Genomic DNA, 26,107 nt, shown 5'->3' on the forward strand with positions numbered 1-26,107 from the left:
GATGAGCAACCTGCACCCGGAATCGCCGAACGCGCCCGTGCCATTCCTGCGCTTCGGCCCGAGGCCGGACCGGACCCGGCATGAGGGCTGGCAGGAGTTCCGCCGGACACGGGATCTGTTTGTGCCGGTCAGGAAGATCTCCTTGGCCGAGTACGGGCTAATGAGCGCGCGCAAGAAGTCCTTGTATGACCTGCGCCGCGCGGCCACACACGTCAACATGCAGATGCTGGACACCCCGATGAGTGAGCTGGTCACCATGCTGATGCGTTCGCGGATCCAGAACAACGCGATGCGTATCGGCCCGAGCACCCTGGACGGGCTGATGATCAACGGCGGTGGGTACCAGGGCAAGACGGAGACCGCTTGCCGGACCGCCGCCGAGTTCGAGGACACCTGGCGTGACCTGTTCGAGCAGTACCCCGAGTGCTACTTCGATCCAATGCCCGGCACCCGGGACCTGATCGCGCCGGTCGCCTACTGCCAGACCCCGGTGAAGGCCACCCCGATCGGCCTGTGCGAGGCAATTCTCGACTACTACGGCGCCCCCTACGGCAAGAACCTGCGCGGCATGATCCGCAACGCCCGCGAATCGATCAAGGCGCACGCCACCACCGTCCTGATCATCGACGACATCACCCGCCTGAAGATGCACCGGGAGGACGACCAGGACACCCTCGACCTGATCCGCGGCCTGATGGACTTGGACGTCACGCTCGTCCTCATCGGCGTGAACATTCCCCGCTCCGGCCTGCTCAGGGAGGGCTGGCACGACCCCCGCACCAACCAGTGGATCTACGCACCGCTGAAGAAGGGCAAGAGCTACAACCCCGACGCCTCCACCCAGACCGAGCGACGCTTCGACCTCGTCACGCTCGACCCCTTCGACTACAGCAACGACGCGGGCATCGCGGCTTTCGTCGCCCACCTCGAAGGCATCGAGAACCAGATCCGGCTCTTCAACGCCGGCCCCGGCACGCTGTCCGAAGGTCGGATGCCCGAGTACCTCTACCGCCGCACCCACGGCATCGTCGGCCTCCTGCGGCGCCTGATCGAGGACGGACTGACCAAGGCCATCCAAAGCGGCCTGGAGGACCTGACTATCGACCTCCTCGACGAGATCACCATCAACCTGGGCAACGTCCCCGGCAAGGACGACGGGCGGGACGCCGAAGCCGGCGAGATCCCCGACATCGACACTTCTCCGAAGCGGAAACCGGGCCCGAAGCCCAGGAAGGGCCGCAACAGCGTCTACGACGACCGAGGCACACCTCCGGCGGCTGAAGCATGACTAGCCGCGCGCTGTCGCGCAGTCTTGACCCGCTCGACGACGAGACCATCGTCGGCTTTCTCCTCCGCCTCGCTTGTCATAACGGCACGAACCCTGCTCAAATCGCCGCTCGTATGGGGCTGATGGACGAGGCAGGCAACGCTCCCGGCGTCGTTTCGCCCTGGCTGCTTGCGGACATGGACAAGCCACGTCTTGTCCGGACGGCACGCGCGACACACCTGACTGTGGCGGAGGCCAGCAAGCTGCTGCTGGCCCCTATGGGACATAAATACGGCCTCGTGAGCCGCCGATACCGGCCGTGGACGAGCCCACAGCAGCTGGCCCGCCCCAACCGCTGGGTCTTCATCCGGACCTCTCAGTACTGCCCGCCGTGCCTCGCGGGTGATGACGACTCGCTGGGACGCCTGTACGGAGGTGCCTGGAAACGGGCCTGGCGGCTGCCGGTGGTCTTCGCGTGTTCGCGGCATCAGCAACTCCTGAGCCGTACCTGTCCCAAGTGCCGAACCCCCGGCCAGTTCGCCCCCACCGGCCTGATCGCTCGCCCAGGCACGGAAGATCTTCATCCAGCCCAGTGCCGAGCCGTGTCTCCCGCCCTGCACACGGGTCGGGGGCGACGCTCGGTCTGCGGGACCGACCTCGCGCGTATCCGCCCTACTCGCCTGCCGGGAGACGCAGACTCCGTCGGTGTGCTGCTGGCCCTCCAGCAACGCCTCGATGCGCTGTTGTCAGCCGACGGGCCACAGAAGGTCAACAGCTGCGGCCAACTCGTACCGGTCGCCCAGTACTTCATCGACCTGCGCGTCGTGGCCACCCTGGTCCTGGCTTCCTGGCCGGAGGCGAGCGGCTTCGCGGCGACACCCACCCTGGCCCAGGCAATCGGGCGAGAAGCAGACCAGCGACTGCGCGACAGCCGACGCCGCACATCAGGCGCATCGAAAAGACCGTACGGGATCAACTCGCTGCTCGCACCTATGGAATCCCCCCTGACCATGGGTGCGGTACTGGGGATCGCCGAACGCATGCTTGATGGCCGAGAGAAACAGTGGACTCGAAGGGCCGTAGGCCCGGCCTACGGCAGCGCCCTGACGCTGCACCGGGACACCTTCCAGAAACTCGCCCGCCTTCCCGGCACTTCATCCGCGTTGCAGGAAGTTCTCGGAGTGGCGAAGGAGGCAACGGACAGTTCGAACGCCGAGATCTACATTCGCGGTCCGCGAAACGGCTGATCATGCGCCCCCTGCCACGCAGCCTCGACCCGTTGCCCGACGAGACCCTCACTGGATTCGTACTCCGGCTCTCCCACAGGCTAGGTACGACACCCGGAGAGATCGCCATCCGTACCGGCTTGCCCTCTCGACTGCCTCTGAGCTTCCTGTACCACTTGGACGACGAATACCTCACGGGTTTCGCTCTCGCCACACAGCTGACGCCTGCCGAAGTCAGCGGCATGCTCCTAGCCCCACTCGGAGACCGCTACGGGCCGCTGAACCCCGCGCTCACCCCACGCCGTACCCCAGCGCGGATGATCTACGACAACCCGTGGGTTCTGACCCGCTCCACGCGCTACTGCCCGCACTGCCTCGCTGGGGACGGTACCGCCATCCAGGATCTCCACGGTGGCGCATGGAGGCGGCTTTGGCGTCTCCCCGTGACATTCCTCTGCCCCAGGCACCAACGCCTCCTCCAGCACCAGTGTCCTGGCTGCAAAGCACCCGCCCAGTTCGCCCCCGCGGCAGACGCCATCGCGCGGCTGACCGATGACACACTCCACCCATGGCAGTGCCGCTTCACTGCGCGTCCAGTACCACTACAGCAGCCCGAAGCAGTCTGCGCAGCCGATCTGACCCGGCCTGATCTGTTTCCCGTAACACCCGACGCGGTCACGATGCCCGTGCTTCTACAAGTCCAGCGACAGCTCATTAACTTGCTTGTCGCGAGCGGACCCGAGACCGCGATGAGCGCCGGCGCGCCGGTCTCCGGCCTCCACTACTTCGCCGACCTGCGCGCCACGGTCGCCATGATCTTTCGGTCCTGGCCCGTCGCCCGCGAGTACGCCAGCACGCCCTGCCTGGCCGACGCCCTCGATGCGGAGTACGCCTCCCGCGCCGCGCAGGCCGAGCCGCTGCTCAACACCCCGGGCAAGAAGAAGACCTCCAAGCCTTACACCGTGCCGCCGACAGAGTGCCTCGCCACCGGCGCGGCACTCGACATCGCGACGAACCTGCTCGACGCACACGATCCGGGAGACGCCCGGAGTCGGTTGGCGCCGCTCGTTCAACGGCTGAGGGAGGTGGACCTCGCACTGAGCACCTGGCTTCGCCGCCCGTCTTGGATCTCGGTCTCGCTGAGGCAAGCGGTCATGGATCTTCCGATGGGCAGAAAGGGCGCAGCATGATCGCTCAACTCGTGACGCACCACGCTGGGTTCATCGGCTGCGGCTTTCCCAGGTGGATGACTTGACCGTCCCCTGCCATGACCGGGAGCCGGTCGTGGGATTCGGGAGTGGCAGAGCCACATCGCACGCATTTCCGCCTGGGCGGACAGAGAGATCACGGTCGCGAATCTGTCATCGGCTCCGGTTCGCGGGTGACGGTACGGGGTGTTGGTCGCCGGTGCCGGTCCAGTAGCCAAGGGCCAGCCAGAGTTCGTAGTGCAGGAGCCATGCTGAGGTCCACGGCAAGATCGTGTCCGCGAGGAACATGTGGTCCTTCCACTCCCCGGGCAAATGCAGACATAGGTCGCCGTCGGGGTAGACGTGCGGTAGGGAGGTGGCGTCCGGATGCAGGGCCAGGGGTGGGTCGGTGACGGTGACTCGTGGCCTGCGCCGATGGCGGTAGGCGATCCGGACTATGTAGTTCCTGCTCATGGGGGTCGGCTGAAGGGGGAGCGTGCAGAGAAGTTCACCGCCCCGCACGGTCCCTCGGGTGTCGGGGACGGCGACCTTGATCGCGGCCAGCTGGCGGCCGAGGTTAACCGCGCGCGCCGGGATGCTGGCCATAGTTGGTGTTCGGCTTCCTGCGGGGGCCTGTGGCGGTCGCGGAGAGCAGCCCGGTGGCGCTCATCCGCTGGCCGGTGGGTGCTTTCATGCGGGCGCCGTAGCCTGCGAAGGAGCGCATCACGGGGCCAGCCTCGAAGGACTTGATCAGCTGGGAGTAGACCACGTCCAGGCCCTTGGACTCCGTCAGTGCCAGGTTGTCCATGATCGTGGTGATCTCGCCGAACCAGGTGAGGAAGGCGTGGCGCCGCTCAGGGTATTCGTTCCACTTGTCGGTGAAGTTTTCCTCTTTGTGAGCAGGGTTGGGAACCCACCATTGACCGTCGCGCTCCTCGATGAATTGAGGCATCGCGGCGAGCACGTTGCGTACGGCGGTGAACAGGTCGTCCTCGCCACGGTAGGCGCGGCCGGCGAGCGTGGTCAGGAGGATGGACGGCGGTCGGTTGTCGATGTCCTCGGCGAAGAAGCGCATGCAGTGCCACTTGAGGATCTGTACGAGTCGCTGCAGGGTGCTGCGGATGTGGTGTTCGGGGACCTTCGCGACGCTGGCGACGAGCCGCTTTTCGAGGAGGGCACGGGAGAGTTCCGAGCGGGCGCGGAACCATTTCGCGTAGCCGAGGGGGTTGCTGTGCTGCCACTCATGGAGCTTCTTGTCCGTCAGAAGGATGCCAGTGGGTGGGTGTTCCTCGTCGGGGATGGCGGGCAGGACGTCGAGGTGGAAGCCCGGGTAGCTAAGGGTCCAGCAGCGGCGGCGGTCTTTGAGGCTGTCGGGGCCGTCGGCGTGGCCTTGGCGCTGCTTCCAGCGCCAGTAGGCGTCGAGTTGGTTGCCCACTCGCTGCTTGAGCCCTTCCTTGGTCGTGCTGTCTTTTTGTAGCGGTAGTCGGCAGACGAGGTCGATGTCGTACTCGCCGGTCTCGGTGTTGGGGCGGACTACGGTGCCGAGGAGGAAGGAGCCCTGGGAGTGGATCTCCCATCCGGGGCTGCCGTTCTCGGCGAGCCAGGTTCCGACTTCTCCGTACCGCTCGATGGCGGTGTCGTGGAGGTCGGGCGCGATGTCGAGGACTTCCACGGCGCCGTCGAGCAGCATGGAAAGCATCTGTTCGGCGGAGTCGGTGTTGTCCTGCGTCTGGTGGTACGCGTTCACGTCATTCCTTACGAGCGGAGTGGAGGGGGACGAAAGCCGGAGCGAGGTGATCGCAGAAAGTGCGGTGGACGGCCGGGGAGACGTCGCGGCTGACATGCCCCGCCCATCCCGAGAGGGTTGTGATGTCCACGTCGTCCAGACGGAGGGCGCCGGTGGGAACCGTCGGGTTGAGACGGAGTACGTCGTCTTTGCCGACGAAGTGGCGTACCTGCTTCGTTGCGCTCTCGCTCTGCGCCCGCATGAGGACCTCGACCGCGTCGCGGGCCCAGGGCAGCAGACCGCCACGGTCGAGACGGCGGTGGCGGTGGCGGACATCGGTCGTGGTCCCGAGGCTGAACACCCGGATCGTGTCGAGGGGCACAGACAGGGGGCCCACGGCCTCGGTCAGCGCGACCATGGCCGGGTTGTTCGCCCAGACGCCGCCATCGACGAGCCGTGCTCCGTCCAGAGGCATCCCGGGCAGGTAGGTCGGCGCGGCAGAGGTGGCCAACGCGACGTTGACGGCCTTCTCGCGCCAGTCGCGCTTGAGGCCAGGCAGATGCGGGGTCCGGAAGAGGTAGACGTCGTCGGCGGCGACGTTGTAGGAGGTGATGACCAGACGTTTGGTGCTCTCTCCGAAGGTCCGTTCGCCGAAGACTTCGGTGAGGGCCGCGCGCAGCGGCTCCGCGCTGTACTTCGCGCGCATCAGGTGCTTCAGGCCCCGCAGGCGGCTACGGTCCCGGAAGATGCGCGGCCCATGCTCGGTGTAGAACTCCAGGATCTGCTGCGGGGACAGCCCGAGTCCGAGGCCCAGCGCGATGATTCCGCCTGTCGAGGTGCCGGCGATCAGGTCGAAGTGGTCGGCGATGCGGACACCGAGATCCTCTTCGAGGCGGGCCAGGACCGCGGCGGAGAACATGCCACGGAAGCCGCCGCCGTCGAGGGCCAGAATCTGGAAACGCTCCGTCACTTCAACCGCCCCCGCGCCATGGGTTCGAGGAAGCTCCGCCTGTCGCAGCCGGATCTCCACTATCGAGAGTACTTATTATCACAGCATGCGTTTCCGTACGCGTTTCCACGCGGAAGTCGTAAGGTTTGTGTTGGCCACGCACCCTGGAGCGTGCGTGGTTTCTGTGTTCCGCCAAGATGTGGAGATCAAAGTCCGGCAGGCCAGGCAAGGGGAAAGATGAGCACGCAGGCGTTCGAGCGCTCTCGGCTGCGGACCGCCCGCGAACTGGCAGGTTGGAGCCAGACACAGCTCGCCCGCGCGAGCGGGCTCACTCCTGCCGCGATCAGCCAGTTTGAGAGCGGCGCGGCACGACCCAGCCCGGAGACGAGCAGTGTCCTGGCCTCGGTACTTGGGGTGCCTCAGGAGTTCTTCCACAAAGCGATGGTCGAAAGCCATGAGGGCTTCTTCCGGTCGCTGCGCCGGACCTCGGTGTCCGACCGCCGCCGTGCGCGGGCCATCGCTCACGTGGCTCACGACCTGGCCGTCCATGCCTCATCTGCGCAGCGGTTCTGTGCCGGCGACGTGCCGATGCTCCCCGTGAGCGGACTGCAGGCGGAACGGGCGGAGGTCGAAGAGGTTGCGGCTCAGGTACGGAAGATGTGGGGACTGCCTTCCGGACCGGTCTCCGACGTCGTTGGACTTCTTGAGGCGCGTGGTGTCGCGGTGATCCGTCTCCCCCTCGACAACACGGATGTCGACGCCTTCTCCCTGCCTTTTCCTGATCATCCCGTTGTCGTCCTGGGTACCGACAAGGACGACCGAGCCCGGTCCCGCTTCGACAGCGCACACGAACTCGCCCATCTAGTGCTGCACGGCGAGCAGATCTGGGGCGTAAAGGAGGTCGAGACCCAGGCCCACCAGTTCGCGGCGGCCTTCCTTATGCCCGCGGAAGACATCCACGACCAATTGCCGACCACTGTCGACTGGCCAGCCCTCTTCGCGCTCAAACGGCAGTGGCAGGTGTCCCTGGCCGCTCTGCTCATGCGTGCCCGGACCCTGGGGCGCATGAATGAGAACACCTATCTAACCGCCATCAAGGCGGCGTCTGCCCGGGGATGGCGCCGCGTTGAACCGGTCCCTCTTGGTCGGCCGGAGCAGCCGACAAGGCTCCTCGCTTACCTTGCCTCTGTCGACAGCGCCCCGGCGCGAGCCATCCTGCCGTCCCAGATCGTGGAAAGCCTCCAGACCGCGTCAGCGGCATGACCGCACTGGCTCGTACGCGCAAGATGTCCGTACGCAGCCGCACCACGCCGTCTCCACGTAAGGGGGCGTCGCAACTTCGCGGGCTGGCGTGCAGCCGGTTACTGCGCCTCGCCGCCGTCCGTGCGCGAGGTCTCCGGGGCCCGCTCCTTGTAGCTGAGGGCTTCGGCGATCAGCTCGCGGTACACCTTGACCAGCTCATGCGGTTGGTCGCGAACAACTCCAAGATGAACGGCTCGCTCCACAACCGCCTTGTCGTCCAGTGAGTCGAGCCAGATCCGGACCGTTTCCGCCTCAGGCCCTTCAGGGGATGGAGCGAGGACCTCGACGAGACCGGCACGGGCAACGACAGCCGAGATCCTGTCCCGGGCACGCACAACAGCGGGTGCGCGGCCCGCCGTTGTTAGTTCAGCGCGTAGGTCTGCGCGCCCGACCGCGATGTCGAGCTGCGGCGGCAGCGGGCTCACCTCGTAGCTTCCGCTGACAAGAATGGGGATGGCTATGGTGCGCACCCAGTGCTCAAGAAGCTCCAGCTCATGGGCGGCGATGACCCACACCCCGCTGTGAGGTCGCTGCAGCGAAACGGTCGGCACCACGGAGAAGGGAATGCGGGCACCACGCGGGGCGCCGGCGAGTACATCGCCTTCACGTAGGGGTAGGCCGTCGCCCGGCTGGGGTCGCGGTTTGAGGGGAAGCGTAACCGTTAGGTCGCTGCGCGGATTATCCGGGTACACGGCCCCGAGCCGTGTCGCCGCGACAGCGGGGGTACGGTGCTTGGCTAGGTTGGTGTGGACGGCTAGGAGTCGCAGCGGATGCTCGTCCGAGTCCCGGCGCTGGAACGGCTGCAGCCGCTCGATGCGCTGCGCGAGGGGTGTGCCGACATGAAGCGGCGGAAGCCGGCGCCGCCGGCTGTCTCGGAACCACTTGGCGAGCGTCCCGGCGTCCGTGGTGGCGGGCATCTCGACACCCCGCGCCTCCTCGTCCGTCAAAGGGCGTCCGAGATTGGCCTCGACCTCCGCGTACAGGGTGTGCTCCAACGCAGCCCGCAACTGGGTGAGAGCGTCAGCCACGAGTCGGGGTACCGCTTCCGGGAGAGGCGCAAGTGCCTTGACCACAACTTCCACCCGGTTGCCCGTGACCACCTCGGCGAACGTGATCGGCCCTCGCTCGGTGTAATCATGAGTCAGCCGCAGAGCCCGATCGATCGTGTGATCCACGTGGGCCAGCGTCGCGGCCACGTGGAGCTGGTGGTCCGGCAGCCAGGAGTAGTCCACGTCGTAAGGGCTCATGGACACGACCCTAGCGATGGGGTCCCCGAGCTCACGGCCAATTACGGCTCGGACGGGTTCAGTTGTAGTGAGGATTGGCCATGACCATGGCGCCTCGAACTGTGTCACAAGGCCACGGAGCCCCATCGCACCCAGTACACGCAGGTTCGTGGCGGTTGCTCGGCGCGTGCGCGGCCAGCTGAGGTGCCGCCACACCGCGCGCCCACCGCTCATCGGCGGACATCCCCCGGTCCGTCTCCCCAGCGAGCCGCACTGCCCGTTCGTACGCAGCAAGTTGCTCGCGAATATCGCCAGTCATAAGGAGTGAGGCTACCGAAGGGCCTCTCAAGTATTCGTGAGGAGGAAGTTCGGGCTGCGTTCGGGCTCCAGCGGCGGTCCCGAGGATCCTCGAAAACATCGTGGGGCAGCGGGATGGCAGCAGTGGGGCTGATAGCGGTAGCGAGGCCCGACTATTCCGGCTCTTCTGGGAGGTCACGCTCCGTCGGCCACGTCGGCAGGGTGCCGCGGTAGGGCTCGCGGCGGTGTAGTTCTCGCACACCCCGGATTCGGGCGGCTGCCTCGGCAAGTGCGTCCTCCGGCGACCACATCCGGAAGCCGTGGAAGCGTTCGGCGATCAGGACTGCCTTGTTTAGGAGGCGCCTCTCGCGTGTGATGAACCCGAACCCTCCGTACCGTATGGCTGTGGGTACGTGCATGGCGTCACGGATGTGGTTGTCCCGAGCAGTTGCCCGGTCCGCGTTCGGGAACAGGATGGCGAACACGCTATCCAGCCGAGCGTGGTCTTCCTTGCTGCCGAAGACGGAGGAGTCCCAGCGGGATTGACCCCAGACGATGGGCCCGAGTGCTTCCGGGTAGCTGGCGCTGGCCTCAGTGAGCCGTGCCCACTTCTCTGCGGGCGCGTCGGCGAGTTCTGTGTCCATGGCGTCGGTCCGCTGAAGATTGATCCACACCTCGTCACGGAGACGCCTCAAGTACACGGTCGCATGGTCCGTGGCGTCGATGATGTGGGTGTCGATAAAGAGCAGGAGCGCCGTGAGGTTGTGCGGCGTCGGGCCGATGGCCATGTGCAGCACGGTAACCGCGCGTCGTCCCTACGGGAACGCGCTGGCGATGCCGGGCCATCAGTCAAACGGGGCGGTATGCCATGCGCGTACGTACCGGGCGGTGCGACCTCGGAAAATTCTTGAAGCCATGAGTGCTGCACAAAGGATCCTGGTTGCCTTGCACGTCAGGCGCACGATCAGGGGGTCTTCTGCTGAATCCAGGTGGCGGGTTGCCGCAGGCGGCTAGGGTCGCCGGGTCTGCTGCTCTCAGCGAAGAGGGGGGAACGGTCGTGCCGAAACAGGTGCCGATGACCGCCGACGAAATCGGTGAACTGTTGGGGCCCGTCGCAGCTGGCTGGCTGGCGCTCGGGCTGACCGTCTACCGGGGCGGCTGGTACGTGCCTAACGGGGACGACCCGCAACAACAAGTTCGGGTGTTCCATGACCACGTGATGATCGGCTGGACCCAGGAACCACACCGGTGCCCCGGTGAACGGGAGTACCGCAGTGTGGAGTACACCGACCGGGAAGGGCTGATGTACGGCCCGACGTACCCGGGCGGCGGCATGCCCGTCGACCCGATCGCCGCTCACCGGGAGACTCAGCAAGGAGCGCGCTCGTGAACGCGGAAGCGACGACGGCCTTGACTGGTGAGCTCGCATGTTGAGGGGTCGCGTATTCCCGGGGAAGCACAGCCTGAGTGTCACCGTGTGTGGTCGGCAGGCTGGCCCGTTTCCCTGCTGATGTCAGGGACTCCAGGCCTGACAAATGTGGAGAATGACAGATCTCCATCGGATTTCTATAAGGGGGCACGTGACTGGAGTTGACGCGGGTGCGGATCGCCAAGCGCGCTCGCAAGCTGAGGCCGAGTCGGTTCTGCTCGCCGACGTGTCCGACGTCCTTCGCGGTGAGCGGACGTTATGGCGAGCCACCGAACGTATCGTCTCGCTGGCCGCACCTCATGTAGATGCAGTCTGCCTTGGCGTGCCGCTCACTGCGGGGTTCAACGTGGACATCGTCAGCCGGACCGTCGTACGGCGCGCGCACGATGCGCTTGCTGCGATCACGGCTGCCGTGGACTCGCCAGCCCGAGCCAGTGCGCGGGTACATCTTCGAGCAATGGCCGAAGACTTGTTCTTTATGAAATGGCTCATTGGGCTCGATGAGGCAGTCGCAACGGAGTATGTGCGCCAGCGTGCCCGCGTGGAGGCGTTGCAGGCCATCAAGGCGCAACAGGATTTCTTACCTCTTGCTTACAAGCAGCTAAACGTCGATTCTCCGGACCTCGGATTCGGGGATTTCTCTGACGCCTTGACGCAGGCCCGTGACGAACTGGCCGAACTTTGTCAAGCGCAGGGATGGGGTAGGCGAGGACCATCCGTTAAAAAGATGGATGAGTCGGGTGATCTCCTACACGAGTACGAATTCTTCTATCACCTTAGCTCTAAGTCGGTACACGCCAACCTGCACGAGATGGCAAGAATGACGTGGGGTACTGATCACGCAGTCAACATCTCTTCGAACCCATTCGAAGGAGTCCACGCCGACCTCGCCAACGTTTACGGAACCTGGCTCTTCGATAAGATCCTGGAGGCCGTCGCGGACCGGTTCGAGCCGCTCCAGACCTTGATGGGCTGCCAGGCATACGGCGTTTGGCTCGCCTTGATCCTTGTCGGGGCCGCGAGCCAGGGACGGCTGCCGCTCATGATCCATCCGGAAGAATTGCGGATCAGGTAGGAACGAACAACGAACACGGTTTACCGTCGAGGCGTAGGGGAATCGGCTGCGGCTTATAGAATCTGAATTCCTCGATGCGCTCGTGGGCTACTGCCTCTCGGTAAAATAGTGGGATCGCGTATTTAACTGTCGCGGATTCGCTAGTCGCTTGATGGCGTTCTTGAGGGACAGTAGCTACGCGAGTGCTTAGATCCGTGTGCCTTCCGGAACCGGTACACAGATCTTGAGCGTTGCTTCAGATTGTGCGCAAGTAGCTCTGTCCCGGGCGGCCTGCTAGGTTCGCCACGCCCGGCTTGGTAGACCTTTCAGCATGCCCGCCCAAGACGCCGACCGTATCGACAGCTTCGTGGTCGCCCTTGCCCGCTTGGGGTGCCGCACCGACGGCACCCTCGCGTACGAGGCTCATGCTGGGTCCGCTTTCATACTCCAAGCCGATGACGGATGCCTCGCCATGACAGCTGGCCATGTCGCCGACACTCTGGTGATCGGGGAGCATGCCGCAATGCTCGTCGATGCCGACGGCAAGTGGCGCGCTGCAGCCATCGTCGATATCCAAAAGCACCCCACGCAGGACGTAGCAGTGCTCCGACTTGAGCCCGGCAACTATGCCTCGCCCTTCACGTTTGGTCGCACTCAGGAGCACGCCAGCCTTGACTACACGCTTTGGGGCTACCCCGAAGCTGTTCTCTACGACTCGGGCGCCATGGATGGCTTCCGTCGTCTCCCACGCCCTGAGATGGTGTTCTCCCGAGGCCACATCCGACGTCGCATCAGCCGCCCGCTGGAGCGCAACGACATCCGAGGGAACCGCTTCTTCGAGCTCAGCACGCCCGCCGGTGGCGGGTGCTCCGGCGCGCCCGTCCTGTCTGTTCGTCCCGGCCGCCACTGGGAAGTGATCGGTGTGTACGTCGGTGAGTGGTACTCCATCAGAGGCGGCAGCGACGGCATCGTCGATGTAGCCGTCGGTTACGCCGTACGCGTCGCCGATCTCGACCTCGACGCACCGGACTGGACTCCGCTTTTCGACAGCCCGCGATGAGGACAGCGGTTGTAGTTGAGGTACAGGAACCCAATTTGCCACGGGGTGATCTTGACGAGTCGGCAGTGCGGTTCGGCAAGGGCGCCTTCAGTGGGGTCGTGCTCGCCGTCTGGGCTGTGCCGCGTCACCAGGGGAGGTGGCATGGATCGATCCGGCTACATGGCCCGGTTCTCGTACGGCTAGTGCCACGTGGCGTGTAGCGCTGGTGACTACTTGAAGCTGCAGCCGTGCTGCTGAAGGGCGGCGATGTCGGAAACCCCAGGCGTACCCGCGGTCCGCGCTGCCATGATCGGCGCATGCTCATCACACCCCGGCGGGGCGCCGACCGGAAGAACATTCGACAGGTCCTCAGCGGCGTCCACACAACGGCGATGAACTTGCAACGGCCCTATGGCAGCGCCTTCGAGGGGCTGCTGACGTATCTGGAATGGGCCACGGAGTCCGCGCGGATGCTGCGCTCCCAGATCAGCGACCGGGACCTAGCCCAGCTCGTCTTCACCGACCGCTACCGAGCCCTGCTGGGCAGCTGTGGCACGCTCGCCGGCACCGCCCAGCAGCGCCTCGTGAATGGTCTGGTGCAACTAGAGGTGGCCGAACGCGTCGAGGCCTTCGAGGCGGCTGTGGCTGCGTTGGACGCGCAGATCGGCCGGTGGAGCCAGCGGGAAGTCTTCGTCGTCGCCGACTCCAGCTTCTACATCCAGAACGCCGTGAAGCTGGCAGATGCCGACCTGCACGAGATTCTCGACGTCCCGCGTTGGCAGTTCGTGCGCCTACTGTTCCCGATCGTGGTGGTCGACGAACTGGACGACCTCAAGGATGCCAGCAAGCAGCGGGCCCGATGGCGGGCCGCACACACGCTCGGCCTCCTCGACGGGGTCCTCGACGGCGGCACACACGGGATGCTGCATGAGGGAGAACATACTGTCCAGGACGGCGAGACCCGCGGCAGGGTCAACGTGGAAATTGTCCTCGATCCCCCCGGCCACGTGCGCCTGGACCGCCCCGACGTAGAGATCATCGACAGAGCCGTGGCCATCCAGGGCCTGGCAGGCCGTGACGTTCGGTTGCTGACATGCGATACCAGTCAGCACACCCGCGGCAGGGCCGCCGGGCTGCAGGTGACCAAGGTGGCGACGAAGGACCCCGGGGACGAGCCGGACTGGTCTGCCCCGGATAGGTCTGGCACTGGCGTACGCGCGCAGCGGCGTGCCCGACAGGCCGAAGCCGAGGCTCCGACGACCAGTTGAAAGACGAGGACCACGGCAGCAACACCGCGCTACACGCCACATGACGGTGGCTGTGCGTCCTCCAACCCCTACACCCGCACCGCGCATCCGAGCGTCAGCCCGGCCACGGCAGCACGGTGAGCTCCGGCCACTCGTCTCTCCAGCGCGCTGCCTTGGCTTCATAGACCTCCCGCGGGGCAAGCACCGGGTTCGGCCGGACCACGAGGTTGAACACGTCGGAGAGCCCGTGGGGCGCATAGACGCGCCATCCACCGCCGGGGTCCAGCCGCACGCCGAGACAGCACGTAGTCGCGGCGAACGAGTCGATCGCCGCCTCGGTGGACTCGTGCGGCGGGCAGGGCACGCCGAATTTCTGCTCGTACCAGAGATGCACACGGGCCTCGTTGCGGATCTCCACCTCGGCTGGCAGCCCGGCGAACACCTCCTGCCCTGCCTTGATCACGGCGTCCTCTGCCTCCCAGGACAGGTCGGCGCCGTCGAAGTAGAAGATGTCGTAGTCCTTGATGCCGCTGGTCGGAGGCCTGTCGGTGACCACGTTCCACACCGTCTGGAACAGACAGCCCGCCGTCACATACCAGCCGGGCAGCTCCATCGTCGCTGCCCTGGTCATCACGTCGGTCAGGACCTCGTTCTGGGAGAGCACGGACCGCAAGCCATCGAGTTGCTCAACGAGCGGGAGTCGATCAAGCATCCGTACTCCCTATCACGAACAGCCGCTCTCACAAGGCGCGTTGGCCTCAAGCAGCCGTCCCAGCCTGCAAGGCGGGCAAGGTCAGGACTGCGCCGTCCGGAACGCGAGATACTGGCTGAAGGCTTCGTGGCTGTCGGGGGTGAAGCGCCACTCCAGCAGGGCCGACCGCAGCTCCGGCTCGGTCAGCCAGCCATGCCAGGCGACCTCATCAGAATCGGCGGCCACGACGTCCGGCACCACGGCTTCGTGCACGCCGAGCCAGTGAGGACTCAAACCGTTGCGGTTGAGGAACGTGAACAGCAAGCGCGGCAACACACGAATGCCCAGCTCTTCGGCCAGCTCCCGCGCGGCTGCCTGTTCATAGGACTCTCCGACACCCACGGCGCCACCGACCACGACCTCATAGAGCCCGGGGAAGCGCGACAGCTCCTCCGACCGCCGATGGACGAGGATCCGCCCACTCTCATCACGACACACCGTCACGGCGACCCGGTGCAGCCAACTCTCCCGGATGGCCTGCCGGCGGCTGACCACCCCCAGCACACGATCTTGATCGTCGACTCGCTCCACCAGTTCATCCACGACGGACACCCTGGCAGAACCCACCGACAACGCCGCTTCCCGGCGGCCCGTGGAGGGCGTCCCGAGAGCACCTGCATCAGGAGGCCGGACGCGGATGGTTCTGGCTCAACTTCCGTGAAGCGCACACGGTGGGTGACGGCTGACGCGCGCAGCAGACTCCGGGAAGTTGCCTGAAAATGATCAGTGGTGGTGCTCGCGTGGGCGACAGTTCAGCGCTGTGGAAGAAACAGTGCCCCGGCTGGAGGAGCTGTTGTTCCCCTCGATCGCAGACGTGACGGTGCTGTCGGTCGACGTGAACGACGAGACTGTACGCATTGAGGCTTGTAGCGCGGCGGCCGGGGCCGCGTGCCCAGGTTGCGGGAGCGGTTCGAGCCGGATACACAGCTCCTACCTACGGTTTCCCGCCGATGTGCCCAGCGCAGGGCGACGGGTCGTCCTATGTCTGCGGGTCCGCAGGTTCTTCTGCTGGGATGCTTCGTGCGGACGGCGGACCTTTGTCGAGCAAATGCCGGGGCTGACCCGGAGATACAGCCGGTGGACCGAGCGGCTGCGCTCGACGCTTGCCGCAGTTGGTCTCGCGCTCGCTGGCCGAGCTGGCGCCCGAATGGCAAGCGTCTTCGGGGTGTCCGTCAGCCGCAGCACGGTCTTGCGACTGGTCGATGCGTTACCTGATCCGGAGGCACCGGCCCCGCGAGTGGTCGGCGTCGATGAGTACGCCACGCGCAAGGGCCGCGTCTACGGCACGGTTCTGGTCGATGTCGAAACCCGACGGCCAGTGGACCTGCTGCCTGACCGGGAGGCATCCAGCCTGGCAAAGTGGCTGGCCAAACGGCCCGGCATCGAGGTGGTCTGCCGGGATCGGGCTCCGTTCTTCGCCGAAGGCGCCACGGCCGGGGCACCCCAGGCGACTCAGGTTGCCGACCGGTGGCACCTGTGGCACAACCTCGGCGAGGCCGCCGAGCGGGCCGTCGCCCGTCACCGCCAGTGCCTGCGCGTCCTGGCTCCCGAACCAGCCGGTGACGGGGAAGAGCGCAAGGAGCCCACACCGTCCGAAGAGACCCTGACGTCGCCCTGGAAAAGCGACAGGTTCGCCAACCGCATCCGGGCCAGGCACGCCACCGTCCACGCGATGCTGGATGCCGGCCACAGTCGCCGCTCCATCGGCCGCCAGCTCCAGATGACCCACCGCACCGTCAAAAGCCTCGCCGACGCCGCCAGGCCCGAAGACCTCTTTCACGGGCAATGGCAATACAACCGGACCTCCGCTGGACGACTACAAGCCCTACCTCGACGAACGCTGGAACGAGGGCGCAACCAATGCCTGGAAGCTCTGGGAGGAGATCGTCCCGCTCGGCTACAAAGGCAGCTACGGCATCGTCAGCGCCTACATCAGGAAGAAGCGCACCTCACCCCGACCGGTCACCGCACAGCCACCGGCGCCCCGCCTGGTGACCAGATGGATTCTCAGCCGCCCGGAATCCCTCACCGAGATCGAACAACTCCGGCTCAAGGCAGCCCTGGTCAACTGCCCCGAACTCGACGCCCTTGTCGGTCACGTCCGGTCCTTCGCTCAGATGCTCACCGAGCGCCAGGGCGAACGGCTTCCGCAGTGGCTCGACGCCGTCCGGCGCGACGACCTCCCCAGCCTCCACACCCTCGCCGCAGGCATCGACCGTGACCGCGACGCCGTCATCGCCGGCCTCACCTTGCCCTGGAGCTCCGGCGTCGTCGAAGGACACGTCAACCGAATCAAGATGCTCAAGCGCCAGATGTTCGGCCGGGCCGGCTTCGCTCTCCTGCGGAAGAGGGTTCTCCTGGCCAACTGACCACAGCCAACCATAGGGTGACGGGGACGAGAGAAGATGCGCCATGGATCCCCGCATACCCCGCCTGCGTCGCCAGCTGGCAGCGATCCCGTTCCAACCACTGCGCAGCCACTCCTTCGGGGAAGAGCAACACCAGTTCCGCCTCGGTCCGAAGCTGGCGGAAGCACGCGTCACTGCGTTTGAGGCTGAGCACGACATCGCCCTGCCCGACGCCTATCGACAGTTCCTCACGCATATCGGCGGCTCAGGCGTGGCACCGTTCTATGGCCTCATGCCGCTGGAGCGATGTTCCCTGCTGGTCATGAATCCGCGCGGAGAACCAGGGACGCCCCGCGGCTTCGACGACGCAGGACCCGGGGACCACGAAGGCGACCTCTTCCTCCACGCCATCGAGATGGGCTGCACCGACGTATGCCTCATCGCCGTGACCGGTCCTCTCACCGGCCGCGTCCTGATTGGCAACAGCGACGGGTTTTGGGGCCCCAACGTCTCCTCCGCCACCGACTTCCTCGACTGGTACGAACGCTGGCTCAACCACATGAGCGCCGGATGCGACAACCGGGCCCTCGAACTCACTTCACCTCGACTCCGTGCCCATCCAGGCCGTCATCGCATGGCCCCGAAAATCTGACTCTCCGTGACTACTCCACGGAAAGTGCGCCAGAACCACGCGGATGACGACAGTTGTCGTGCAAATACGACACCTATCGTGCTCAGGCTCAGCGGAAGCCCACGTGGCGTAGCGCACTTTTGCAAGCGGCTGCTTGCAATTGTTAGCAAGGGTGCGGCAGGGTGGAGGCATGGCATCACTCAACGTCGGCAATCTCGGTGAGTATCTGCGTGAGCAGCGGCGCAACGCGCAGCTGTCGTTGCGGCAACTCGCCGATGCCGCCGGGGTGTCCAATCCGTATCTGAGCCAGATCGAGCGCGGGCTGCGCAAGCCGAGCGCGGAGGTGTTGCAGCAGGTCGCCAAGGCGCTGCGGATCTCCGCCGAGACGCTGTACGTGCGGGCCGGCATCCTCGACGCCGAGCGGGACCGGGACGAGGTGGAGACGCGTGCCGTCATCCTCGCCGATCCCACGCTGAACGAGCGGCAGAAGCAGGTGCTGCTCCAGATCTACGAGTCCTTCCGCAAGGAGAACGGGTTCGAGATCACCCAGGTGGACGAGAGCGATCAAGGTGTTGGCGTCGATGTGCGGCACGCTGACGTGCAGCACACCGATGTGCACGCCGACGTGCACCTCGATCAGGACATCGATCGCGACATCGGTCAGAGCGTCGATCTGGACATATCGGATGCCGGGCATCCGCGGAGCGCAGCGGACACCGCCGTCCGTGGCTCTCGTACGACCGGCGCCAGTGACGCCGATCCGCAGCAGACCGCCAGTTGACGAGCATGATCAGAAGCGCGATCAGAAGCACGAACAGCAATACCACCAGCCGTACGACCAGCGACACGAACACCGCACGTAGTACCGCCGACAGGCCGGTCTCGCCGCGGACCACCCAAACCCTCAGCTGAACGCGAATCCGGGAGGACCATCGCATGGCCATCACCGACGACATCCGCAAGGCCGCCACGGACCCGACCCCGCTCTACTTCCTCGCCGGCACCGCCGACCTGGCCGTTCAGCAGGCCAAGAAGGTGCCCGGCATCGTGGAGCAGATCCGTATCGAGGCCCCGTCGCGGATCGAGACGGTCCGTAGCTTCGACCCGAACGCCGCCCAGGAGAAGGCCGCCTCCCGCGCCAAGGAGGCGCAGGAGACGCTCCAGTCCAAGGTGACGGAGTTCGTCAGCACGCTCGACACCGACCTCAAGAAGATCGGTGAGTCCGCTCAGGACCTGGCCCTGCGCAGCATCGGCGTCGCCGCCGAGTACGCCGTGAAGGCCCGGGAGACGTACGAGAAGGTCGCCGAGCAGGGCGAGCAGGTCGTGAAGACCTGGCGTGGCGAGGCCGCCGAGGAGATCGAGGAGCTGGCCATCGCCGTCGAGCCGAGCGCCGAGCCGGTCGAGGTCAAGGCCGAGCCGAAGCCGGTTGCGGCCCAGCCGAAGCCGGTCGCGGTCGTGGCCGAGCCCGCCCAGGCCAAGAAGCCCGCCGCGAAGAAGGCCCCGGCCGCCAAGAAGACGACCGCTGCGAAGAAGACCACCCCGCCCGCGAAGTAAGCGGGAACCCCGCGAAGTAAGCGGGAACCCCGCGAAGTAAGCGGGAACCCCGCGAAGTAAGCGGGAACCCCGTGAAGTCGGCGGGAGCCTCGTGAAGTAAGCGGGAACCCCGCGAGGTAGGCGGGAGCCTCCCGCAGTGAGCGGGAGGAGTGGGCGGCGGTAGCAAGCCGCCGCATGAAGGCGACAGTAACGGGCCGGGCACTCTCAGAGTTCCCGGCCCGTTCTCCGGGTACGGTGGCGTAGAGACGACTCGAATCGGGCGGTGGGCATTGTGCTGTTGACGGCATTCAGCGGCTTCATGTCGGTGATCTTCCTTGCCATGCTGGTGCTCGCCGCGGTGGCACTGGTGATGGCCGCAGTGGCCCGCGACGACGCGTACCGCGCCGCCGACAAGCAGAACAAGATGTTCTGGCTGATCATCCTGGGCGTCACGGTGGCCGTGAACCTGCTGGTACCGATGATCTTCCTGCAGATTGCCGGCCTGGTCGCCACGATCGTCTTCTTCGTGGACGTACGCCCCGCGATCCGTCAGGTTTCCGGCGGTGGCGGCCGCCGCGGCGGCAACAGCAGCGACGGCCCGTACGGGCCCTACAACGGCGGCCGCTAGGCACCGCGAACCGCTGCCAGAGGAACAACCAGAAGACCCTGTACGACAGCTACGGCGTGCGGTCCAGCAACAGCACCGCCACGTCGTCCGTCAGCTCCCCGCCGTTGAGCTCGCGCACTTCGTTCACCGCGGCGCGCAGGAGTTCCTCGCCCTGGAGTCCCTGGGCGAGCTGGCGGCGGACCATGTCCACCATGCCGTCCTGGCCGAGCCGCTCCTTGCCCGCGCCTATGTGGCCCTCGATCAGGCCGTCGGTGTAGAGCATCAGACTCCAGGCGCCGCCCAGCTCCACCTGCTGGCGCGGCCAGCGGGCGCCGGGCAGCAGGCCGAGCGCCGGGCCGTTGTTCTCGTACGGGAGTAGTTGGGCAGGCCGGCCCGGGCGGGCGATCAGCGGGGAAGGGTGGCCGGCCAGGCAGAGCCCGGCGCGGCGGCCGTCCGGCGAGATGTCCACCGTGCAGAGCGTCGCGAAGATCTCTTCGCTGTCGCGTTCGTGCTCCAGGACCTGCTGGAGGGTGGAGAGCAGCTCGTCGCCGCACAGTCCAGCGAGCGTCAGCGCGCGCCAGGCGATGCGCAGCTCCACACCGAGCGCCGCCTCGTCCGGCCCGTGCCCGCATACGTCGCCGATCATCGCGTGCACGGTGCCGTCGGGCGTACGGACGGTGTCGTAGAAGTCGCCGCCGAGCAGCGCCCGGGAGCGGCCGGGGCGGTAGCGCGCGGCGAAGCGGAGCGGTGAACCCTCCAGGAGCGGCGTGGGCAGCAGCCCCCGCTCCAGGCGGGCGTTCTCCTGCGCGCGCAGCCGGGACTCGGTGAGCCGCCGCTCGGCCTTGTCGGAGCGTTTGCGCTCCACCGCGTAGCGGATCGCGCGGCTCAGCAGCCGGGCGTCCAGCTCGTCGCGGAACAGGTAGTCCTGGGCGCCGACGCGTACCGCCTCCGCGCCGCGCTCGGCGTCCCCGGACGCGGTGAGCGCGAGGACGGCGTGCCGGGGTGCGAGCCGCAGTAGGTGCTTGAGCGTTGCCAGCTCGTCGTCGGGCTCGGCTGCCCGGCCCGCGGGCGGCAGCGCGAGGTCGAGGAGGATGCAGTGGACGTCGTCGGTGAGCAGCCGCTCGGCCTCGGTGAGGTTGCGGGCGCTGCGGATCCGGATCGGCTTGCCTGTGGCGTCGAGCATTTCGGGCACGCTGAGGGAACCCGCCGGGTCGTTCTCGATGACCAGCAGGGTCAGGTGAGTCGTGGCGGTGCTGTCGGCAGGGGCCGCGGCGCCGGTCGCCGATCCCGACCCGGCGGGGCCGCCGGGTTCGATTCCGGGTGGGCCGCCGGGTGAGAACGCGTCCGGAGCCGGACCACTCTCCGCGGCCGGGATCGCTCTCTGCCGCGGTACGGGTACAGGCATCGTCTGGGTTCCTTCCCTCCCCCCGAGGGCGTGGCGCGGCGAAGTGCTCGCACCACCGACCGGGACCATAGCGTCAGCGGGTGCCGCAACGGAATGGTGTACCGCACGGGGTCTGGCAAACAGCCACCGTCATATGCCGCATCCTGTAACGCACTTGGACACGACGGGGCTCCGCCAGGGATGACGAAGGTCACGTCCCCGCGGTTGCGCGGGGAGGCCACCAGTGCGCTGTGTCACGTGGGGCAGGTCACGCCCAGGCGGGGCAATTCGGGCAAGTCGCTTCGTGCCGGTCACGTCACGTGGTGCAGGCCGCTTCGGCCCGGTGGTCACGGAGGCCGGTCACGTAGGCCAGGTCACGCGGGCCGGTCACATAGAGCGGGCCGCTTGGGCCCGGTCACGCAGACCCGCTCACGCAGACCCGCTCACGCGGAGCAGGCCGCTTCGGGCAGGTGCAGCTCACCCCGGATGCCGCCCCGCCCGCCCCGCCCGCCTCACGCGTCAGGCCGTACGACCCCCAGAATCGGCATCGAACCCGCCCCCGCGACCGTCACCGTCCGCCCTGGACGGGGAGCGTGCACCATGGCGCCGTCGCCTATGTACATCGCGACATGGCTGGCGTCGGCGAAGTAGATGATCAGGTCGCCGGGGCGCATGTCCTTGACGTCGACTCGGGTGAGCTGCTTCCACTGCTCCTGCGAGGTGCGCGGAATCCCGTCTCCGGCGGACGCCCAGGCCTGCGAGGTCAGCCCTGAGCAGTCGTACGACTTGGGGCCCTCGGCGCCCCACTCGTACGGCTTGCCCGTCTGCGCGGTCGCGTACGCCACGGCCTTCTCGCCCTGCTCGGACGCCGTGCCGCCGCTGCCCGGGACGAGACCGGAGTTCAGCCAGGCCGTCTGCGCCTGGTACGCGGCCTCCTCCTCCAGCTTGGCCAGCCGCTCCTTCTCGTCCGCCTCCAGCTGGGACTCCAGCTTCTCCGCGGCCGCGATCTGCTGCTTGACCTTCTTCTTGGCCTCGGCCTTGGCGTTGCGGTTGGACTCCAGCTTCGTCCACTGCGTGGAGGCGTCCTTCGCGTACTGCTCCAAGTCCTGCTGGGTGCGCGTCAGCTCGGCGAGCAGCCCCTCGGTCGCGTGCTCGCCCTGGCGTACGCGGCCCGCGCCGTCCAGGAACTCCTGCGGATCGTCGCTCAGCCACAGCCGGGCCTCGGGCGGCAGCCCGCCGCTCCGGTACTGCTCGCGGGCGGCGGCACCCGCGAGGTCCTTCAAGTCGTCCAGTCTCTCCTGGCCCTTGACGATCTCGCGGGCCAGACCGACGATCTCGGCGGACTGCTGCTGGGTCTGCTCCTCCGCCGCGTTGTACGCGTCCGTGGCCACCGCCGCCGAGTGGTAGAGGGCGTCCAGCTTCGTGCGTACGGCTTCAAGTTCCTCGTTGCTCACGGATGTTGGCGTCGCGCCGGGGGGCAGCGTCAGATCCGGATCCGTGGTCGGAGCCGAGGACGGTGTAGGAGTCGGATCCGGGCTCGCGTATGCCACGCCGGGTGCCGCCAGTACCGCGTAGGCACATGCGCATGCGCAGGCCAGGGTCATGGCCGTCGTGGTCAGGCTCCGCTTGCCGGATCCCATTTCTCCGCCCCCAAACTGATTGACCGTCAGTAACCTATGGACGCCTGGGGGATCGTGCCATGTCGGCGCGCAACACGACAGAGGAGGGCAAGAACTCCTTTCCCCCTCTCCACCCCCGCAAGACGATCTCCCCGCAAGGGGATCTCCCCACGAGGTGCCCCCCACAAGGCGATCTCCCCGCAGGGGGGATCCCTGCAAGACGATCTCCCCGCATGTGTGACGAACGGTTCACGCCCGCCGTTCCCCGCGGGTCAGACCACCCGCGGCGCCAACGCCTCCCAGTGCAGGGTCACTTCGCCCTGCCGCCAGCGGGATATGCCGTCCGTCACCGGCCAGTCGGCCGTCAGATCGCGGACCGCCCGGATCCAGCGCTGCCGGGCGCCGTACGAGGCGTAGGGCGCGGCGGCGGCCCAGGCGCGGTCGAAGTCGCGCAGGAACGCGTGGACGGGCTCGCCCGGGATGTTGCGGTGGATGAGTGCCTTCGGGAGGCGCTCGGCGAGGTCGGACGGGCGGTCCAGCGAGCCCAGTCGGGTGGCGAAGGTGACCGTGCGCGGCCCCTCCGGGCCGAGGGCGACCCAGACGTGCCGGCGGCCGATCTCGTCGCAGGTGCCCTCGACCAGCAGGCCGCCCCGCGACCCGGCCGACGGATCCGTCGGCGCGAGGCGGGCGCACAGGCGCTCCCAGACCGCGGCGACCTGCTCCTCGTCGTACTGGCGCAGCACGTTCGCCGCCCGGATGAGCCACGGTCGCCGCGGCACCGGGACCTCGAAGCCGCCGTGCCGGAAGACGAGCCCCTCGCGTTCGTACGGGCGCGCCGCCTCGACCCTGGCCGGTTCGATCTCGACGCCCACCACGCGCGTGCGTGGAGCCACGCTGCGCAGGCGCTGGAGCAGCTCGACCGCGGTCCAGGGCGCGGCGCCGTAGCCGAGGTCGACCGCGACGGGGTCGGTGGCACGGCGCAGTTCGGCTCCGTACGTCGCCGCGATCCAGCGGTCCATGCGACGCAGGCGGTTGGGGTTCGTCGTCCCACGCGTCACCGTTCCCACGGGGCGGGACGCTGCGCGGGCTGTCATGCGTACGAGAATATGCGGGCCCGACGAAGGCAGTGCGGGCCTGTGGATAACCTCCCGGCGCGCCCACGGTACGCAAAGGATCCTCGAACGGTTGAGCGATCACCGGTAATGATTCGGCAAAGCGGAAATGGAGCGGACTGCTCCGGCGTTCTCCCTCTCTGGAGGGTGTCCCACATCCTCCGGCAGGCATGCCCGCAGCGAGGAGGAACGCCCCGTGAGCCAGTACATCAGCAGGCTCGGGCGTCTCTCCCCGGCGGCGTCCGGGCGGCTCAGACTGCACCGCAGGCCCCGCCGCGTCGCGATGCTCTCCGTACACACCTCACCCCTGCACCAGCCCGGCACGGGCGACGCGGGCGGCATGAACGTGTACATCGTGGAGCTCGCCCAGCGGCTGGCCGCGATCAACATCGAGGTCGAGATCTTCACGCGCGCCACCACGGGCGCCCTCCCTCCGACCGTCGAGCTCGCCCCCGGCGTCCTCGTCCGCCACGTCGACGCGGGCCCCTATGAAGGCCTCGCCAAGGAAGACCTCCCGGCCCAGCTGTGCGCCTTCACGCACGGCGTCATGCAGGCCTGGGCGGGCCACCGGCCCGGCTACTACGACCTCGTGCACTCCCACTACTGGCTCTCCGGCCAAGTCGGCTGGCTCGCCGCCGAACGCTGGGGCGTCCCCCTGGTGCACGCGATGCACACCATGGCCAAGGTCAAGAACGCCGCGCTCGCCGAGGACGACAGCCCCGAGCCCGCCGCACGCGTCATCGGCGAGACCCAGATCGTGCGCGCCGCTGACCGGCTCATCGCCAACACCGCTGAAGAGGCCGACGAACTCGTACGCCACTACGAGGCCGAGCGTGACAAGGTCGCCGTCGTCCACCCGGGCGTCAACCTCGACCGCTTCCGCCCCGCCGACGGCCGCGCCGCCGCCCGCGCCCGCCTCGGACTCCCGCAGGACGCCCTGATCCCCCTCTTCGCGGGCCGCATACAGCCCCTGAAGGCCCCCGACGTGCTGCTGCGCGCGGTCGCCGTCCTGCTGGAGGAGCGCCCCGATCTGCGCTCGAAAATCGTCGTCCCTGTAGTGGGCGGCCCCAGCGGCAGTGGCCTCGCCAAGCCCGAGGGGCTACAGAAGCTCGCCGCGCGGCTCGGCGTCGCCGACGTCGTGTGTTTCCGGCCGCCCGTCGGTCAGGAGCAGCTCGCGGACTGGTTCCGTGCCGCGTCGGTGCTGGTCATGCCCTCGTACAGCGAGTCGTTCGGACTGGTGGCCATCGAGGCGCAGGCGACCGGTACGCCGGTGCTCGCGGCCGCGGTCGGCGGCCTGCCCGTCGCCGTCCGCGACCAGGAGACCGGCTTCCTGGTGAAGGGCCACGATCCCGCCGCCTACGCGCGCGTGCTGCGCGATTTCGCGGACGACCAGGAGCTGTCCGCCCGGCTGGGCGCCGCCGCCGCCCGGCATGCACAGGGCTTCGGCTGGGACGCCTCGGCCGCGGCCACGGCGGACGTGTACACAGCCGCGATGCAGGAACACAGGCGTCGCGTACGCTCCCACCATGGCTGACGTACGGCAGGCGGCACAGGTCATCGAGGGGGTCCTCAAGGACGCCGAACTCGACTGGGAAAGCCCTGAGCCCGGCAACTACGTGGTGAAGCTCCCCGGCACCCGGAAGCTGTCGACGACCGTCTCACTGATCGCCGGCAGGCACTCGCTGTCCCTCAACGCCTTCGTGATCCGCCACCCCGACGAGAACGAACCCGCCGTGCACCGCTGGCTCCTGGAGCGCAACCTCAAGCTGTACGGGGTGAGTTACGCGGTCGACTCCCTCGGCGACATCTATGTGGCCGGGAAACTGCCGCTGGCCGCGGTCACGCCGGACGAGATCGACCGTCTCCTCGGCTCGGTCCTGGAGGCCGCCGACGGCTCCTTCAACACTCTCCTTGAGCTCGGTTTCGCCTCCGCGATCCGCAAGGAGTACGCCTGGCGGGTGTCCCGCGGCGAATCGACACGCAACCTGGACGCGTTCACCCACCTGACCCAGCGTCCCGCCAAGTGACCCGACTCGGTCACTAATCAGTCCATGCACACCCCCTTCCCTGCCCGGGATCTCCGTGGCATGCTCACCGCCGACGCGGATATGAACACAGTTCATATCCGTGAATATTGCTAAGGGTCGACTGAGAGCCGGCTGAGAGTCGGTGG

25 protein-coding genes and 3 pseudogenes are annotated in these 26,107 nt (G+C 67.1%); 18 read left to right on the plus strand and 10 right to left on the minus strand.

Annotation, left to right across the window (positions count from 1 at the left end; translation table 11 throughout):
- Position 1 precedes the first annotated feature (1 nt).
- The 5 genes and pseudogenes from AB0N66_RS36050 (at position 2) to AB0N66_RS36070 (ending at position 3,683) form a co-directional block, all read left to right on the plus strand.
- Complete coding sequence (locus tag AB0N66_RS36050; protein ID WP_365443063.1) at positions 2–1,288, plus strand: ATP-binding protein; 1,287 nt, start codon at positions 2–4, stop codon at positions 1,286–1,288.
- Positions 1,285–1,707 (plus strand): annotated as a pseudogene (locus tag AB0N66_RS36055) (TniQ family protein); the annotation flags it as partial. The gene AB0N66_RS36050 and the pseudogene AB0N66_RS36055, both read left to right, overlap by 4 nt.
- A 267-nt stretch (positions 1,708–1,974) precedes the next feature.
- On the plus strand, positions 1,975–2,514 hold the full coding sequence (locus AB0N66_RS36060; RefSeq protein WP_365443141.1) for a hypothetical protein: 540 nt from the start codon (positions 1,975–1,977) through the stop codon (positions 2,512–2,514).
- Between the two features lie 2 nt (positions 2,515–2,516).
- Positions 2,517–2,960 (plus strand): annotated as a pseudogene (locus tag AB0N66_RS36065) (TniQ family protein); the annotation flags it as partial.
- A 282-nt stretch (positions 2,961–3,242) separates the two neighbouring features.
- Positions 3,243–3,683: a hypothetical protein gene (locus AB0N66_RS36070; RefSeq protein WP_365443142.1), complete on the plus strand. Its 441-nt coding sequence runs from the start codon at positions 3,243–3,245 to the stop codon at positions 3,681–3,683.
- A 171-nt stretch (positions 3,684–3,854) separates the two neighbouring features.
- Here AB0N66_RS36070 and AB0N66_RS36075 read toward each other — a convergent pair whose 3' ends face one another.
- Genes AB0N66_RS36075 through AB0N66_RS36085 form a run of 3 tightly spaced genes read right to left on the minus strand, consistent with a single transcriptional unit; the run spans position 3,855 to position 6,376 of the window.
- Positions 3,855–4,286 (minus strand): hypothetical protein, encoded by a 432-nt coding sequence (locus AB0N66_RS36075; RefSeq protein WP_365443065.1) that lies wholly within the window; start codon positions 4,284–4,286, stop codon positions 3,855–3,857.
- A complete protein-coding gene (locus AB0N66_RS36080; RefSeq protein WP_365443067.1) occupies positions 4,258–5,427 on the minus strand; it encodes a cyclic GMP-AMP synthase DncV-like nucleotidyltransferase in 1,170 nt (389 codons plus the stop codon). The genes AB0N66_RS36075 and AB0N66_RS36080 overlap by 29 nt, the downstream gene beginning before the upstream one ends.
- Position 5,428: 1 nt before the next feature.
- On the minus strand, positions 5,429–6,376 hold the full coding sequence (locus AB0N66_RS36085; RefSeq protein ID WP_365443069.1) for a CBASS cGAMP-activated phospholipase: 948 nt from the start codon (positions 6,374–6,376) through the stop codon (positions 5,429–5,431).
- A 216-nt stretch (positions 6,377–6,592) separates the two neighbouring features.
- On the opposite strand from AB0N66_RS36085, the gene AB0N66_RS36090 reads away from it, so the two are divergent.
- Complete coding sequence (locus tag AB0N66_RS36090) at positions 6,593–7,618, plus strand: XRE family transcriptional regulator (RefSeq protein ID WP_365443071.1); 1,026 nt, start codon at positions 6,593–6,595, stop codon at positions 7,616–7,618.
- A 98-nt stretch (positions 7,619–7,716) separates the two neighbouring features.
- Here AB0N66_RS36090 and AB0N66_RS36095 read toward each other — a convergent pair whose 3' ends face one another.
- Together AB0N66_RS36095 and AB0N66_RS36100 are read right to left on the minus strand one after the other, a co-directional pair.
- A complete protein-coding gene (locus tag AB0N66_RS36095; RefSeq protein WP_365443073.1) occupies positions 7,717–8,904 on the minus strand; it encodes a hypothetical protein in 1,188 nt (395 codons plus the stop codon).
- Positions 8,905–9,353: 449 nt separating this feature from the next.
- Positions 9,354–9,968 (minus strand): hypothetical protein, encoded by a 615-nt coding sequence (locus AB0N66_RS36100; RefSeq protein ID WP_365443075.1) that lies wholly within the window; start codon positions 9,966–9,968, stop codon positions 9,354–9,356.
- Between the two features lie 287 nt (positions 9,969–10,255).
- Between AB0N66_RS36100 and AB0N66_RS36105 the strand changes: the two genes are divergently transcribed.
- From AB0N66_RS36105 to AB0N66_RS36120, 4 genes are all read left to right on the plus strand, one after another.
- On the plus strand, positions 10,256–10,570 hold the full coding sequence (locus AB0N66_RS36105) for a hypothetical protein (protein WP_365443077.1): 315 nt from the start codon (positions 10,256–10,258) through the stop codon (positions 10,568–10,570).
- Between the two features lie 190 nt (positions 10,571–10,760).
- A complete protein-coding gene (locus AB0N66_RS36110) occupies positions 10,761–11,684 on the plus strand; it encodes a DUF5677 domain-containing protein (RefSeq protein WP_365443079.1) in 924 nt (307 codons plus the stop codon).
- 310 nt (positions 11,685–11,994) lie between these two features.
- Positions 11,995–12,723, plus strand: coding sequence for a serine protease (locus tag AB0N66_RS36115; protein ID WP_365443081.1), 729 nt, complete (start codon positions 11,995–11,997; stop codon positions 12,721–12,723).
- 296 nt (positions 12,724–13,019) lie between these two features.
- Positions 13,020–13,970: a PIN domain-containing protein gene (locus AB0N66_RS36120; RefSeq protein ID WP_365443083.1), complete on the plus strand. Its 951-nt coding sequence runs from the start codon at positions 13,020–13,022 to the stop codon at positions 13,968–13,970.
- 94 nt (positions 13,971–14,064) lie between these two features.
- On the opposite strand, the gene AB0N66_RS36125 is transcribed toward AB0N66_RS36120, so the two are convergent.
- Both AB0N66_RS36125 and AB0N66_RS36130 read right to left on the minus strand, forming a co-directional pair.
- Positions 14,065–14,661 (minus strand): nucleotidyltransferase family protein, encoded by a 597-nt coding sequence (locus AB0N66_RS36125; protein ID WP_365443085.1) that lies wholly within the window; start codon positions 14,659–14,661, stop codon positions 14,065–14,067.
- Between the two features lie 81 nt (positions 14,662–14,742).
- A complete protein-coding gene (locus tag AB0N66_RS36130; RefSeq protein WP_365443087.1) occupies positions 14,743–15,252 on the minus strand; it encodes an NUDIX domain-containing protein in 510 nt (169 codons plus the stop codon).
- Positions 15,253–15,535: 283 nt separating this feature from the next.
- Here AB0N66_RS36130 and AB0N66_RS36135 point away from each other — a divergent pair.
- From AB0N66_RS36135 to AB0N66_RS36160, 6 genes and pseudogenes are all read left to right on the plus strand, one after another.
- Positions 15,536–16,207, plus strand: a pseudogene (locus tag AB0N66_RS36135) (ISL3 family transposase); the annotation flags it as partial.
- Positions 16,208–16,691: 484 nt separating this feature from the next.
- Positions 16,692–17,069 (plus strand): transposase, encoded by a 378-nt coding sequence (locus AB0N66_RS36140; RefSeq protein WP_365443089.1) that lies wholly within the window; start codon positions 16,692–16,694, stop codon positions 17,067–17,069.
- Positions 17,070–17,112: 43 nt separating this feature from the next.
- Positions 17,113–17,700 carry an SMI1/KNR4 family protein gene (locus tag AB0N66_RS36145; RefSeq protein WP_365443091.1) on the plus strand — a complete coding sequence of 196 codons (588 nt, stop codon included), beginning with the start codon at positions 17,113–17,115 and terminating at the stop codon, positions 17,698–17,700.
- Between the two features lie 169 nt (positions 17,701–17,869).
- Positions 17,870–18,460 (plus strand): helix-turn-helix transcriptional regulator, encoded by a 591-nt coding sequence (locus tag AB0N66_RS36150; RefSeq protein ID WP_365443093.1) that lies wholly within the window; start codon positions 17,870–17,872, stop codon positions 18,458–18,460.
- A gap of 155 nt (positions 18,461–18,615) precedes the next feature.
- Positions 18,616–19,233 (plus strand): hypothetical protein, encoded by a 618-nt coding sequence (locus tag AB0N66_RS36155; protein ID WP_365443095.1) that lies wholly within the window; start codon positions 18,616–18,618, stop codon positions 19,231–19,233.
- A 271-nt stretch (positions 19,234–19,504) separates the two neighbouring features.
- Complete coding sequence (locus tag AB0N66_RS36160; RefSeq protein WP_365443137.1) at positions 19,505–19,840, plus strand: DUF2516 family protein; 336 nt, start codon at positions 19,505–19,507, stop codon at positions 19,838–19,840.
- A 49-nt stretch (positions 19,841–19,889) separates the two neighbouring features.
- On the opposite strand, the gene AB0N66_RS36165 is transcribed toward AB0N66_RS36160, so the two are convergent.
- The 3 genes from AB0N66_RS36165 to AB0N66_RS36175 form a co-directional block, all read right to left on the minus strand.
- Positions 19,890–21,224: a SpoIIE family protein phosphatase gene (locus AB0N66_RS36165; protein WP_365443097.1), complete on the minus strand. Its 1,335-nt coding sequence runs from the start codon at positions 21,222–21,224 to the stop codon at positions 19,890–19,892.
- Between the two features lie 491 nt (positions 21,225–21,715).
- A complete protein-coding gene (locus AB0N66_RS36170) occupies positions 21,716–22,843 on the minus strand; it encodes an NlpC/P60 family protein (RefSeq protein WP_365443099.1) in 1,128 nt (375 codons plus the stop codon).
- Positions 22,844–23,094: 251 nt separating this feature from the next.
- Positions 23,095–23,916, minus strand: coding sequence for a class I SAM-dependent methyltransferase (locus AB0N66_RS36175; RefSeq protein WP_365443101.1), 822 nt, complete (start codon positions 23,914–23,916; stop codon positions 23,095–23,097).
- A 214-nt stretch (positions 23,917–24,130) separates the two neighbouring features.
- On the opposite strand from AB0N66_RS36175, the gene mshA reads away from it, so the two are divergent.
- Both mshA and AB0N66_RS36185 read left to right on the plus strand, forming a co-directional pair.
- On the plus strand, positions 24,131–25,468 hold the full coding sequence (gene mshA / locus AB0N66_RS36180; RefSeq protein ID WP_365443103.1) for a D-inositol-3-phosphate glycosyltransferase: 1,338 nt from the start codon (positions 24,131–24,133) through the stop codon (positions 25,466–25,468).
- Entirely contained in the window at positions 25,461–25,961 is a 501-nt protein-coding gene (locus AB0N66_RS36185; protein WP_365443105.1) for a YbjN domain-containing protein, read from the plus strand. The genes mshA and AB0N66_RS36185 overlap by 8 nt, the downstream gene beginning before the upstream one ends.
- The last annotated feature ends 146 nt before the right edge of the window (positions 25,962–26,107 follow it).

Source organism: Streptomyces sp. NPDC093544 (assembly GCF_040683495.1).
Taxonomy (GTDB): Bacteria; Actinomycetota; Actinomycetes; order Streptomycetales; family Streptomycetaceae; genus Streptomyces.